The 13,719-nt window shown below is 70.4% G+C and carries 8 protein-coding genes; 2 read left to right on the top strand and 6 right to left on the bottom strand.

The features are described from left to right. Positions 1–21 precede the first annotated feature (21 nt). Positions 22–2,616, top strand: coding sequence for a glycoside hydrolase family 9 protein (locus tag B0I28_RS14845; protein WP_106364618.1), 2,595 nt, complete (start codon positions 22–24; stop codon positions 2,614–2,616). Positions 2,617–2,744: 128 nt separating this feature from the next. Here B0I28_RS14845 and B0I28_RS14840 read toward each other — a convergent pair whose 3' ends face one another. The 4 genes from B0I28_RS14840 to gsmA all read right to left on the bottom strand — a co-directional run bounded on the left by B0I28_RS14840 (position 2,745) and on the right by gsmA (position 8,299). After that, a complete protein-coding gene (locus tag B0I28_RS14840; RefSeq protein WP_146148110.1) occupies positions 2,745–3,149 on the bottom strand; it encodes a hypothetical protein in 405 nt (134 codons plus the stop codon). A gap of 218 nt (positions 3,150–3,367) precedes the next feature. Next, positions 3,368–3,961, bottom strand: a complete 594-nt coding sequence (locus B0I28_RS14835; protein WP_106364616.1) for a prepilin peptidase — start codon at positions 3,959–3,961, stop codon at positions 3,368–3,370. A 117-nt stretch (positions 3,962–4,078) separates the two neighbouring features. Beyond that, the gene (gene uvrA, locus B0I28_RS14830) at positions 4,079–7,033 is read right to left on the bottom strand and encodes an excinuclease ABC subunit UvrA (RefSeq protein ID WP_219926772.1); all 2,955 of its coding nucleotides are present in this window, start codon (positions 7,031–7,033) and stop codon (positions 4,079–4,081) included. 204 nt (positions 7,034–7,237) lie between these two features. Beyond that, the gene (gene gsmA / locus B0I28_RS14825; RefSeq protein WP_106364615.1) at positions 7,238–8,299 is read right to left on the bottom strand and encodes a sporangiospore maturation cell wall hydrolase GsmA; all 1,062 of its coding nucleotides are present in this window, start codon (positions 8,297–8,299) and stop codon (positions 7,238–7,240) included. A gap of 177 nt (positions 8,300–8,476) precedes the next feature. Between gsmA and typA the strand changes: the two genes are divergently transcribed. After that, positions 8,477–10,345, top strand: coding sequence for a translational GTPase TypA (gene typA, locus B0I28_RS14820; protein WP_106364614.1), 1,869 nt, complete (start codon positions 8,477–8,479; stop codon positions 10,343–10,345). Between the two features lie 98 nt (positions 10,346–10,443). On the opposite strand, the gene B0I28_RS14815 is transcribed toward typA, so the two are convergent. Continuing rightward, entirely contained in the window at positions 10,444–11,358 is a 915-nt protein-coding gene (locus B0I28_RS14815; RefSeq protein ID WP_106364613.1) for a proteasome assembly chaperone family protein, read from the bottom strand. A 155-nt stretch (positions 11,359–11,513) separates the two neighbouring features. Continuing rightward, on the bottom strand, positions 11,514–13,712 hold the full coding sequence (locus B0I28_RS14810; RefSeq protein ID WP_106364612.1) for a peptidoglycan D,D-transpeptidase FtsI family protein: 2,199 nt from the start codon (positions 13,710–13,712) through the stop codon (positions 11,514–11,516). Positions 13,713–13,719 lie beyond the last annotated feature (7 nt).

The following is a 13,719-nucleotide window of genomic DNA, read 5'->3' as shown; positions in this document are numbered from 1 at the left end:
AACCCCGCGAGGAGAGCCCCCATGCCGCGACCCGCACGACCGATCCGATCCCGGCGCCGACACCTGGCACTCGTCGCCGCGACCGCCTTCGCGCTGGGGGCGGCCGCGGCCGCTCCCGCCGCGCAGGCCCAGGACGAGCCGACCGACCTCATCACCAACGGCGACTTCGCGAACGGCACCGCCGGGTGGTGGACCACCGCGAACCTCACCGGCGCCGTCGACGCCGGCGAGTGGTGCATCGACGTCCCCGGCGGCACCGCCAACGCCTGGGACGCCATCGTCGGCCAGGACGGCCTGCCGCTCGTCTCGGGCGAGTCGTACGAGCTCCAGTTCACCGCGCGGGCCTCGACGGACGTGAGCGTCCGGGCCCTCGTCCAGCGCCCCGTCGACCCGTGGCCGACCGCCCTGGAGGAGTTCCCGCTCCTGGGCGCGGAGTCCCAGGACTTCAGCTACACCTTCACCGCCGGGGCCGACTGGACGGACGCGCAGCTCGCGTTCCAGATCGGCCGCCACGCCGACCCGTGGCAGCTCTGCCTATCGGAGGTCAAGTTGCTCACCGGCGCCGAACCGCCCGTGTACGAACCGGACACCGGCCCGCGCGTGCGGGTCAACCAGGTCGCCTACCTCCAGGACGGGCCCAAGCGGGCCACGCTGGTGACCGAGGCCGAGGACGCGCTCCCCTGGCAGCTCCTCGACGCCGAAGGGACGCTCGTCGCCGAGGGCGACACCGCGCCGTTCGGCGCCGAGTCCACGTCGGGCGAGTCGGTCCACGTCATCGACTTCTCGGGCGTGACCGCCGCGGGCGAGGGCTTCACGATCACCGCCGACGGCGAGACGTCCTACCCGTTCGCGATCGGCGGCGACGCCTACCGCGACCTCGCGGTCGACGCGATCTCGTTCTACTACCCGCAGCGCTCAGGGCTGGCCATCGACGACGCCGTCGCGCCCGGGTACGGCCGCGAAGCGGGCCACACCGACACCGCGCCGAACCAGGGCGACGGCGCCGTCCCCTGCTACGCCGACGCCTGCGACTACACGCTGGACGTGACCGGCGGCTGGTACGACGCGGGCGACCACGGCAAGTACGTCGTCAACGGCGGCATCTCCGCCGCGCAGCTCCTGTCGGTCTACGAGCGGGCCCTCCACGCGCCCACCGGCGACACCGGGCGGCTCGCCGACGGCTCGATGCGCATCCCCGAGCACGGCGACGGCGTCCCCGACGTCCTCGACGAGGCCCGCTGGGAAGTCGAGTTCCTCATGTCCATGCAGGTCCCGGCCGGTGAAGAACTCGCCGGCATGGCGCACCACAAGATCCACGACGAGCACTGGACCGGCCTGCCGCTCCTGCCCGCCGACGACCCGCAGGCCCGCTACCTCTACCCGCCTTCGACCGCCGCCACGCTGAACCTCGCCGCCGCGGCCGCGCAGGCCTCCCGCCTGTTCGAGCCGTACGACCCCGACTTCGCGGCCCGGGCCCTGGAGGCGGCCGAGACCGCGTGGGCCGCGGCCCTCGCGCACCCGGACGTCTACGCGCCGGACACGAGCCCCGACGGCGGCGGCCCCTACGGGGACTCCAAGGTCGAGGACGAGTTCTACTGGGCGGCCGCGGAGCTGTTCCTGACCACCGGCGAGAAGACCTATGAGGACTTCGTGCTCGACTCGAAGCTCCACGACGCCGACGTGTTCACCGCGGGCGGCTTCTGGTGGGGCGAGGTCGCGCAGCTCGCGAAGCTCGACCTGGCGCTCGTGCCGAACGCGCTCCCGGGCCGCGACGAGGTCGTGGCGCAGGTCGTGGCCGGTGCGGACCACTACCTGGCCGAGCAGGACGCGAGCCCGTGGGACCTCGGGAACGGCGCGAACGGCGTCTTCGACTGGGGCTCGAACAGCGTGGTGCTCAACCGCCTCGTGGTCATCGGCACCGCGTTCGACCTCACGGGCGAGTCGCAGTACCGCGACGGCGTGCTCTCCGGCCTCGACTACATCCTGGGCCGCAACGCGCTCGGGAACTCCTATGTGACCGGGTACGGCTCGCACTTCTCCGAGAACCAGCACAGCCGGTGGTACGCGCACCAGCTCGACCCGTCGCTGCCGAACCCGCCCGCCGGGACGCTCTCGGGCGGCCCGAACTCGGTCGCGTCCACGTGGGACCCGGTGGCGCAGCGGTGGCTCACCGACTGCGCGCCGCAGCGGTGCTACATCGACGACATCGGGTCGTGGTCGACGAACGAGCTCACGGTGAACTGGAACGCGTCGCTGGCGCAGGTCGCGAACTTCGCGGCCGACCAGTCCGGCGGGGTCCGCACCGCGCCGAGCTGCGACGTCGAGTACAGGATCAACGGCCAGTGGCCGAGCGGGTTCAACGCGCAGATCCTGGTGACCAACACCGGGACCGTGCCGCTGGAGGACATCACCCTCACGTGGACGCTCCCGACCGGGCAGTCGATCGTGAACTCGTGGAGCGTCCAGCTCGACCAGGACGGCCAGGTGGTCACGGCCACCGACGTGGCCGGCGGCCTCGCGCTGAAACCGGGCCGGACGTTCACGTTCGGGTTCATCGGCGCAAAGGACGGGCGGCCCGCGATCGCGCCGTCATGGGTCGGCTGCACCGCCAAATAGCGGCAGCCGCATGAGCGCTTCACCGCGCCGCGACCGGGAAGGGTGAGCCCGGAGACGGCGAAAGGGGCGGCCATCGATCGATGGCCGCCCCTCGACGCGCGCTCCCGGTGCGGAGAGCGCCGCCGCGGCTAGTGGTTCGCCGGCTTCTGGTGCTTCGACCAGTTGCAGACCTTGTCCACGTCCGAGGTCCCGAGCAGACCGAGGCTGGCGGCGTTGCTCCAGTCCCAGTTGAGAGCGCAGATGTTCGACGCCACGTTGACGCCCTTCGGGTTCTGGTCCCACCCGTTGCACAGGTCGGTCACGTCGCTCTTGGCGACGTTGAGCAGGCTGATGACGTCGCCGCTCCAGTTGCCGATGCAGAGGTTCGACAGGAAGTTGACGCCGCCGAAGTCCTGCGGGTCGTACTCGTAGCTCGACTCCGTGGTCGGGGCGGTGGTCTCCGCGGCCAGCGCCGGCGCGGCCATCCCCACGGCGAGCATTCCGGCTGCTGCCGCCGCAACGGCGGATTTGGCGATGAAACGAATCACTGTCACCTCTCAGTGCTCGGGTGTCTCTTGTGACCCTTTGATGCCAGGTCGGCCATGAATATAACTACGCCACCGCCCGAGCAAGGCGAAATCGGGAAAACCGCGAACCGATCGAGTGACACCTGAATTCGGGAGCGTCTCCACAAATCGGACCCCTGGGGACCCCCCATATTCAATCCTGCCCCACGGGTACGACAGTTTCTCCGCCCGAACCTAACTCGCATTCAGGAACCGGCGAGCGGCCCGAGGGCGAGCGCGCTCGCGGCCCCCAGGAGGATCGCGGGGCCGTACGGGAAGTCCTTGCGGCCCAATGCGATGGCGACCACCGCCTGTCCCCCGCCGATGAACGCGGTGGCGGCGAGGGCGACCGCGGCGGTCTCCCAGTCGCTCCACGCGAGCACCATCCCGAGCAGCCCCGCGAGCTTCACATCCCCGTACCCGACCTGCCCTGCGGCGCAGGCGATGCCGAACAGGACCATCGCCGCGGCGGCGACCGCCGCGGCCCGCAGCAGCCGGTCGCCGTCGCCCGCGGCGACGAGGAAGGCGGCGACCGCGGGGAACAGCGGCAGGATCAGCACATCGGGCAGCCGCCGCTCGTACGCGTCGATCCACCCGGCGGCGATCCCGGAGGCGGCCACAAGGGACAGCGCGGCCAGGTGCGGCAGACCCTCACCGCGCCAGACGATCAGCAGCGCCGCCCCGACGGAGACCGCCGCGACGAGCCACGGCGCCGGCCGCCGATCGGTCGCCACCGCCACCGCCCGCCGCAGCCCCGGCACCACGACCATCGCGACCACGACCGCCCCGGCGTACAGCATCTACAGATGCTCGCACTCCCCAAGCCCCCCAACCCCCTACGACGCGCCGCCGCGATGCGACGGCCCAATGCACGAGGGGCGCGGCCTGGCGGCCGCGCCCCTCGTGTCGTGGTGTTGCTATTTCCTGGTGCGGCCGTTGCCGGAGCGGGCGCGCTTCGCGGCCGCTCCGGTGCCGTTGGCCTTGCCTTCGAGGCCGAGGAGCGGGCGCAGATACTCGCCGGTGTGGCTCGCGGCGATGTCGGCGATCTCCTCCGGAGTGCCGGTGGCGACGAGGGTGCCGCCCTTGTCGCCGCCCTCGGGGCCGAGGTCGATGACCCAGTCGGAGCACTTGATGACTTCGAGGTTGTGCTCGATGGTGATGACCGTGTTGCCCTTGTCGACGAGGCCGTCGAGCACCCCGAGGAGCTTGCGCACGTCCTCGAAGTGCAGGCCGGTGGTCGGCTCGTCGAGGATGTACACGGTCTTGCCGGTCGAGCGCTTCTGGAGCTCGGAGGCGAGCTTCACGCGCTGGGCCTCCCCGCCCGACAGGGTCGGGGCGGGCTGGCCGAGGCGGACGTAGCCGAGGCCGACGTCCACCAGGGTCTTCAGGTGCCGGTGGATCGACTGGATCGGCTCGAAGAAGTCGGCGGCCTCCTCGATCGGCATGTCGAGGACGTCGGAGATGGTCTTGCCGCGGTAGTGGACCTTGAGCGTGTCCCGGTTGTACCGGGCCCCGCCGCACTCCTCGCACGGCACGTACACGTCGGGCAGGAAGTTCATCTCGATCTTCAGCGTGCCGTCGCCGCCGCACGCCTCGCAGCGCCCGCCCTTGACGTTGAAGGAGAACCGGCCCGGGCCCCAGCCGCGGACCTTCGCCTCCGGGGTGCCCGCGAAGAGCTTGCGGACCTTGTCGAACACGCCCGTGTAGGTCGCCGGGTTCGAGCGCGGCGTGCGCCCGATCGGGGACTGGTCGACGCCCACGACCTTGTCGACCCCGTCGAGGCCGGTGATGGTGCGGTGCTTGCCCGCGACCAGCTTGGCGCCGTTGATCTCCGAGGCGAGCGTGTTGTAGAGGATCTCGTTGACGAGCGTCGACTTGCCCGAGCCGGACACGCCGGTCACCGAGACCATGCAGCCCATCGGGAACGCGACGTCGATGCCCTTGAGGTTGTTCTCCCTGGCGCCCTTGACGACGAGCTCGCGGCCCGGTTCGAGCTTGCGGCGCTGCTCCGGGACCGGGATGTGGCGGCGGCCCGAGACGTAGTCGCCGGTGATGGAGCCCTCGGCGTCGGTGAGGCCCGCGACGGGCCCGGAGTAGATCACCGCGCCGCCGTGCTCGCCAGCGCCGGGGCCGATGTCGACGATGTGGTCGGCGATGCGGATGGTGTCCTCGTCGTGCTCGACGACGATGAGCGTGTTCCCCAGGTCGCGCAGGCGCTCCAGGGTCGCGATGAGCCGGTTGTTGTCGCGCTGGTGCAGGCCGATCGAGGGCTCGTCGAGCACGTACAGGACGCCCACAAGGCCCGCGCCGATCTGCGTGGCGAGGCGGATGCGCTGGGCCTCGCCGCCCGAGAGGCTCCCGGCGGCGCGGGCGAGGGTCAGGTAGTCGAGGCCGACGTCGAGCAGGAAGCGCAGGCGGGCCGTGACCTCCTTGACGATCGGCGCGGCGATCATCGTGTCGCGGTCGGAGAGCTTGAGCGCGTTGAAGAACGAGGAGCAGTCGTTGACCGAGAGGGTGCAGACCTCGTGGATCGACAGGCCCTCGACGGTGACCGCCAGGACCTCGGGCTTCAGGCGCGTGCCCTCGCAGGTCGAGCACGGGATCTCCCGCATGAACTGCTCGTACTTCTCGCGCGTCCACTCCGAGTCGGTCTCGTGGTGGCGCCGCTCGACCCACGGCACGACGCCCTCGAAGCGCGTCTCGTAGGAGCGGCGCTGCCCGCGCTTGTTGCGGTAGGCGACCTGGAGGGTCTCGTCGTAGCCGTACAGGACGGCCTTCTGGGCGCGGCTGGGCAGGTCGGCCCAGGGGGTGTCGACGTCGAAGCCGACGGCCTCGCCGAGGGACACGATCTGGTACAGGAAGTAGTCGCCCATGCCGACCGAGGACCACGGCGCGAGCGCGCCGTCCCGGATGGTGGCCTCCTGGTCGCGGATGACCAGTTCCGGGTCGACCTCCTTGCGCACGCCGAGGCCGTGGCAGACCGGGCACGCGCCGAACGGCGCGTTGAAGGAGAACGTGCGCGGCTCCAGCTCGTCGAGCTGGAGCGGGTGGTCGTTGGGGCACGCGAGCTTCTCGGAGAAGCGTCTCGTGCGCGCCGGGTCGTCCTCGGCGACGTCGACGAAGTCGAGCTCGACGACGCCGTCGGCGAGGCCGAGCGCGGACTCCACGGAGTCGGTGACGCGCTGCACGGAGGAGGGCTTGACGACGAGGCGGTCGATGACCACGTCGATGTCGTGCTTCTCCTGCTTCTTGAGCTTGGGCACGTCGGTGAGCGCGTACACCTCGCCGTCGACGCGGGCGCGGGCGTAGCCCTGCTGCTGGAGGTCGGCGAACAGGTCGACGAACTCGCCCTTGCGCTTGCGGACCACGGGGGCGAGCACCTGGAAGCGGGTGCCCTCGTCCATCGCCATGATCTGGTCGGTGATCTGCTGCGGCGACTGGCGGCCGATCTCCTCGCCGCACTGCGGGCAGTGGGGGACGCCGACGCGCGCGTACAGGAGGCGCAGGTAGTCGTAGATCTCGGTGATGGTGCCGACGGTGGAGCGCGGGTTGCGCGAGGTGGACTTCTGGTCGATCGAGACGGCCGGGGAGAGGCCCTCGATGAAGTCGACGTCGGGCTTGTCCATCTGGCCGAGGAACTGGCGGGCGTAGGCCGAGAGCGATTCGACGTAGCGGCGCTGGCCCTCCGCGAAGATCGTGTCGAACGCGAGGGACGACTTCCCGGAGCCGGAGAGGCCGGTGAAGACGATCAGGGAGTCGCGGGGCAGGTCGAGGTCGACGTCCTTGAGGTTGTGCTCGCGCGCGCCGCGGACGACGATCGTCCCCGCGGAGTGCTGGTTCTTCGGTTCGGTCGATGAGTGCTCGTTGGCCACGGTGGGAATCTAACGTTCGGGTCCGACAGTTCTGGGAGGCCCGCTGTTCGAAAAGGCGCCGGAGTCGCGCCCGCGGCGGGCCGCTCGTCGAGGTTACCTCGCTCGGAGCTGCGGATTCCGCCTTGACTGTGAGCTTTCACTCATCCTTCATCGCACGGAAAAACGGGCCGGGGCGCCTGCCCCGGCCCGTTCGAGATCACCCGTTCAGTCGTACTGGTACAGGTCGTAGTCGTCCATGATCCCGATGAGCTTCTCCGCGTACTTCGGGTCGGTGGCGTACCCGGCCTTGTGGATCTCGGTGGCGAAGCGCTTGGCGTCGTCGGCGTGGTCCATCGCGGTGGCGTACCGGGACCAGTTCGAGAGCAGGTCGCCGTGGTCCTGGAACGAGTCCTCGACCGAGGCGTAGGCCCGGAACGTGGCGTCCATGTCGAAGCAGCCGCCGGTGGGGCTGCACTCGAACGTGGCGTAGTCGCGGCAGCCGAGCGCGTGGTCGCCGGGCGAGCCGAAGCACTTCATGCCGAACAGGTTGTGGTCCTCGCGGGCCAGCGCGCCCTTGCCCCAGCCGGTCTCCAGGATCGCCTGGGCGAGGGTGACGGAGGCGGGGACGCCGGTGTCGCGGTCGCTGGCCTGGGCGGCGGCGGCGTGGGCGTCGATGAAGCCCTGGTTGCCGCCGCGCGGGATCGTCGGCGAGTCCTGGCCGCACCAGGGCAGCCAGGGGAGGCCGGCGCTCCATTTGATGTAGGCGGCGGAGACGTAGCGCTTGTCGCCGACCTTGTACCAGACGCCGGACTTCCCGGCGGTGCCGTCGACCTGCTGGCCCCAGACCTGGCATTGGACGAGGACGCCGGCGCCGTTGGCGAGGCCTCCTTGGCGTCCGGCGGTGGAGGAGGCGGCGGCGCGGACGTTGAGCTCGCCGCCGCCGGTGGTGACGCTGGAGCCGGTGGGGGCCTTGGTCTTGGCGGCGCACCAGGGGACGTCCTGCGAGGGCGACCAGGCGACGTAGCCGTTGGAGATCCAGCGGTCGGTGCCGATGCGCAGCCAGGTGGAGGAGGTGCGCACGTGCCCGGCGATCTGCTCGCCGCGGGCCTTGCAGTAGACCTCGGGGTTGGCGCCCTTGGCGAGGGTGCCGACCGCTTTCTGGTCGGTGGCGGGTCCGGAGCGCACGTTGATCGTGCCGGAGGTGGTCGAGACGACCGCGCCGGTGATCTTGGCGTAGCCGGGGAGCGCGCCGACGAGGATCGCTCCGGCGGCGAGCGCGAGAACCATAACGAATCGGATGGATATATGGAATACGCCCATAGCACGGCAGTGTATGAAAGCGCGGACGATCTGTCATGGAAAGCAACAATGTGAGCAGTACTCTCAGGTGTGGCGGGGGCGGGGTGTCCGCGATCACCTGGGTTGACGCGAGGTGGACGGGCTCACTGAGCGACAATTGTCGTCGTGTCTACACGCTCTGATCTGCGAAACATCGCCATCGTCGCCCACGTCGACCACGGCAAGACCACCCTCGTCGACGCCATGCTCAAGCAGGCCGGCGCCTTCCGCGAGGGCGCCGCCGTCGACGACCGCGTCATGGACTCCGGTGACCTGGAACGCGAGAAGGGCATCACGATCCTCGCGAAGAACACCGCGGTCCACTACGCCAATCCCGCCGACGGCTCCGAGATGATCATCAACATCATCGACACGCCCGGCCACGCCGACTTCGGCGGCGAGGTCGAGCGCGGCCTGTCCATGGTGGACGCGGTGGTGCTGCTGGTCGACGCCTCCGAGGGCCCGCTGCCCCAGACCCGCTTCGTGCTGCGCAAGGCCCTGACCGCCCGCCTGCCGGTCATCCTGTGCATCAACAAGACCGACCGTCCCGACGCGCGCATCGACGAGGTCGTCAACGAGACGTACGACCTGTTCCTGGACTTGGACGCCGACGAGGACCAGATCGAGTTCCCGATCGTCTACGCGTGCGCGCGCGACGGCGTGGCCTCGCTGAACAAGCCGAAGGACGGGACGGTCCCGGAGGACTCCGACAGCCTGAAGCCGTTCTTCGACACGATCATCGAGCACGTGCCGGCCCCGGAGTACACCGAGGGCGCGCCGCTCCAGGCGCACGTGACGAACCTCGACGCGGACAACTTCCTCGGCCGCATCGCGCTATGCCGCGTGGAGGAGGGCGAGCTGCGCAAGGGCCAGACCGTCACGTGGATCAAGCGCGACGGCACCATGTCGAACGTGCGCATCACCGAGCTGATGATGACCGAGGCGCTCACCCGCAAGCCCGCCGAGAAGGCCGGGCCGGGCGACATCTGCGCGATCGCGGGCATCCCCGACATCATGATCGGCGAGACCCTGGCCGACCCGGAGAACCCGGTGGCGCTGCCGCTCATCACCGTGGACGAGCCGGCGATCTCGATGACGATCGGCACGAACACCTCGCCGCTGGTCGGCAAGGGCGGCAAGGGCCACAAGGTGACCGCGCGCCTGGTGAAGGACCGCCTCGACCGCGAGCTGGTCGGCAACGTGTCGCTCCGCGTGCTCCCGACCGAGCGCCCGGACGCCTGGGAGGTGCAGGGCCGCGGCGAGCTGGCCCTGGCGATCCTGGTCGAGCAGATGCGCCGCGAGGGCTTCGAGCTGACCGTCGGCAAGCCCGAGGTGGTCACGAAGGAGATCGACGGGAAGACCCACGAGCCCGTCGAGCGCCTGACGATCGACTCCCCCGAGGAGCACCTGGGCGCGATCACGCAGCTCATGGCGACCCGCAAGGGCCGCATGGAGACCATGACGAACCACGGTTCGGGCTGGATCCGCATGGAGTGGCTGGTGCCCTCCCGCGGCCTCATCGGCTTCCGCACGGAGTTCCTGACGCAGACCCGCGGCACGGGCATCGCGCACTCGATCTACGAGAAGCACGAGCCGTGGTTCGGGAAGCTCCAGACCCGCAACAACGGCTCCCTGGTGGCCGACCGGGCCGGGGCGGTCACCGCGTTCGCGATGATCAACCTCCAGGAGCGCGGCACGCTGTTCGTGGGCCCGACCACCGAGGTGTACGAGGGCATGATCGTCGGCGAGAACTCGCGCTCCGACGACATGGACGTGAACATCACCAAGGAGAAGAAGCTCACCAACATGCGCGCGGCCGCCGCGGACTCGACCGAGAACGTGGTCCCGCCGCGGGCGCTGTCGCTGGAGCAGTCCCTGGAGTTCTGCCGCGAGGACGAGTGCGTGGAGATCACGCCCGAGACCGTCCGCATCCGCAAGGTCGTCCTGGACCAGAAGGAGCGCGGGCGCACCGCCTCGAAGAACAAGCACAAGTAGGCAAGTGCCGCAACGCGAAACGGGGCCCGACCGGAAGGTCGGGCCCCGTCCACGTGTGCTTTCTAGTCGTCGTCCTTCTTGTCGCGCTGCGCGAGGCCCTACTTCTCGTCCTCACCTCGCTGGCGCTCGGCAAGGAAGTGCTCGAACGCCGCGCCGATCTCGTCGGCGGTGGGGATGCGGCCCTCCTGGAGCATCTCGTCGGCGTCGGCGGCCTCGGTGAACGAGTCGTACTGCTCCTCAAGGGTCTTCACGACGTCGGCGACCTCGTCGGACTCGGCGACCTGCTCGGCGATGTCCGTGTCCACTTGGGCGCGTTCGGTCTCCAGCTCCGCGTCGGCGGGCAGGTCGAGGCCGGTGGCCTCGCGGATGCCCTCCAGGAGCCGCATCGTCGCGGCCGGGTAGGTCATCTGCATGACGTAGTGGGGCACGTGCACCGACAGGCCGATCGCGTCGCGGCCGGACTCGCCGAGGCGGTACTCCAGCAGGCCCGCGGCGTTCCCGGGGACCGTGACCTCGTTGAACACGGGGCGGTTGTCGAAGACCAGTTCGGGGCGGGTCGCGTGGACGGTCATGCCGAGCGCGCGGGTGTGCGGGACCCCCATGGGGATGCCCTGGAACCCCAGGGTGAGGGGCACGTGCCAGTGCTCGACGAGGTCCTCCACGGAGTCCACGAACCGCTCCCAGGCGAAGTCCGGCTCGGGGCCGGTCATGAGCAGGAACGGGCGGTCCGAGGCGTCGCGCATGAGGTAGACGACCAGCTGCGGCGCCTCGAAGTCCGACCAGCGGTCGATCGAGAACGTCAGGTTCGGCCGCCGGGAGCGGTAGTCGATGAGCTGGTCGACGTCGAATGAGGCGATCGGCGTGTGCTCGCAGGTCTTGAACAGGTGGTCCACGACCCCGCGTCCCGCCTGGCCCGCGTCCATGAACCCGTCCAGGAAGTGCAGCAGCACCGCTCCCCGGGCCTCCGGCGGCTCGGCGAGGACTTCACACAGTGCCCAAGGGTCATCGTTCAAAACAATCGGCTCCTTCTTCCTTGACGCCTTCGATGCTAACGCCGGACGCCGACCCCCGATTCCCCCTCGGGGAGGTTTCCGGCGAGCATCACCCCGCACCCGTCGCCCCGCCCGCATCCCGGACCGGAGCGGCTGCGCCGCACTGAATTCTTCCGTCAGCCCCAGACGTCGAACACCGGAGGCGGGGTCGTCGCGGGACGAACCCCGAAGTAGCCCAAGGCGAACTCGTTGATCTCCTTGAACGCCTCGCCGGTGGTCGAACCGCCGCCGCCCCCGCCGGGGACGTAGACGCTCACGGCCACCACGTACTGCGGATCCTCGGCCGGCGCGAACCCCACGAACGAGGCCACGTTGCCCGGCGCGTACTCGCCGTCGACCACGAGCCCGCCCGTGCCGGTCTTCCCGGCCAGGTGGTAGTTCTCCAGCTCCGCGTTGCGGCCCGTGCCCGTCTCGGCCGCGATGGGCGCCTGGAGGAGGTACTGGAGCTGCTGCGCGGTCTCGGTCGAGATGACCCGCCGCGTCTCCGGCTCCTCCTGCTCCACCACGGTGCCGTCGGCCTCGATCTTGTGGTCGATGACCGTCGGCTGCACGTACACGCCGTCGTTCGCGATGGCCGCGTACAGGGCCGCCATCTGGATGATCGTCGCCGTGCCCTCGTGGCCGATCGGGACCGAGCCGTACGAGGTGCCCGACCAGTTCTCCGGCTCCTGGAGGATGCCCGTGGCCTCGCCCGCGACGCCCACGCCGGTGATCTCGCCGAGGCCGAACGCCCGCTGGTACTCGTACAGCTTCTCCTTGCCGATGCAGTCGGCGAGCTCGATCGTGCCCACGTTCGAGGACTGCGCGATGATCCCGGCCAGGCTCAGCACGGCGTCGCCGTGCTGGTAGGTGTCGTGGTACTCCTGGTCGCCCTTGGTGATCGTCTGGTCCACCTGCATCGTCCCGTCGGGGGTGATGCACCCTTCTTCGAGCGCCGCGGCGAACACGATCGCCTTGTGGATCGAGCCGGGGTCCACAGTGGCCTGCGTGCCGTAGTCGCGGTACGCCTCGTCGCTGTCGACCTCGAACGGGTTGGCCGCGTCGTACGTCGGCGTCGAGGCCATCGCCAGCATCTCGCCGGAGTGGACGTCCATGACCATCGCCGAGCCGAACGTCGCGTCGTGGTCGGTCACCGTCTGCTCCAGGATCTTCTGCACCTGGAACTGGAGGTCGGCGTCGATCGTCAGCTGGAGGTCGTTGCCCGGCTCCGGCGGCTCCTCCCGGTAGAACGCGCCCGGGATCGGCTGCCCGGACTGGCTGCGCTCGTACGAGACCTCGCCGTCGGTGCCCCGCAGCCACTCGTCGTACTCGGCCTCCATGCCGGTGAGGCCCTCGCCCTGGTCGCCGCCGGTGAAGCCGAGGAGGTTCGCGGCCAGGTCGTGGCCGGGGACCACGCGCCGCTCGTCGTCGCCGACGATCAGCCCGGGGTTCTTCAGGTCCTCGATCTGGTTCCCGACCGCGATGTCGACGCCGCGCTGAAGGTACGCGAACCGGATCGCGTCGCCCTGCGCGGACTCCTTCGTCGCGATGATCGGCTCGATCTCCGACGCCTTGCGGCCCAGGAGCGGCGCGAGCAGCGCGGCCAGCTCCGCCGGGTCGCCCTCGACCATGCCCGGGTCGACCGCGATGTAGTTCGACTCGATCGAGTAGGCGAGGCGGTTCCCGTTGCGGTCCAGGATCGCCCCGCGCTCGGCCGGGAGCGGCTCGGTCGTCAGCCGCTGGTTCAGCGCCTCCGCCGCGTACGCCGCGGAATCGGTGACCTGGAGCTGGATCAGGCGCGTGCCCGAGAGCACGAGCAGGATCATGACGAACGCCGCGGCCATGCGCAGGCGCCGCCGCGGGCTCCCCAGCTTCGGGAGCCTCGGCAGCGGCTTGACGGCGACCGGCCCGGTCTCGCGCGACAGCGGACGGCGCTGAGGGCCGACGTTCTCGGTGCGGCGGGTCGCGGTCGAGCGCACGGTCCCGGTGCGGCGCACCGGTTCCGAGCGCGCGGTCCGGCGGGTGCTCTGGGGGGCGGGGCGGGACTCGGTGCGGGCCTCGGGGATCTCGCCGGTCTCGCGCTGGCGCCGCTCGCGGGAGCGGGCCGCGGCCTCGCGGCGGCGCTTCGCCGCGAGGTCCTCGGTCCCGCTCTCCTGCTGCGCGGCCCGGTTGCGCTCGCGGCGCGCGGCCTCGCGGTCGCGCGCCCCGTTCTCCCTGGCCCGGTTGTCCTCTCCCGCCTCCGCCGCCTCGCGGACGGTGCGTCCGCGAGGCGTGTACCGGCGCGCCCGGCTGATCGAGGAGGGGTCGCGCCGGCGCGGGGGATCGGCTTCGGTCATCGAACTC

The sequence above is a fragment of the Glycomyces artemisiae genome, from assembly GCF_003002955.1.
Taxonomy (GTDB): domain Bacteria; phylum Actinomycetota; class Actinomycetes; order Mycobacteriales; family Micromonosporaceae; genus Glycomyces; species Glycomyces artemisiae.
Note: the sequence above shows the minus strand (reverse complement) of the source record. Positions and strands in the feature narration are given on the sequence as shown.

What these genes read in the sequence shown, in the direction of transcription:
- B0I28_RS14845 (WP_106364618.1), top strand. Translation starts at nt 22, where the DNA reads ATGCCGCGACCCGCACGACCGATCCGATCCCGGCGCCGACACCTGGCA.
- B0I28_RS14835 (WP_106364616.1), bottom strand. Translation starts at nt 3,961, where the DNA reads ATGCTGTACGCCGGGGCGGTCGTGGTCGCGATGGTCGTGGTGCCGGGG.
- gsmA (WP_106364615.1), bottom strand. Translation starts at nt 8,299, where the DNA reads ATGGTTCTCGCGCTCGCCGCCGGAGCGATCCTCGTCGGCGCGCTCCCC.
- B0I28_RS14810 (WP_106364612.1), bottom strand. Translation starts at nt 13,712, where the DNA reads ATGACCGAAGCCGATCCCCCGCGCCGGCGCGACCCCTCCTCGATCAGC.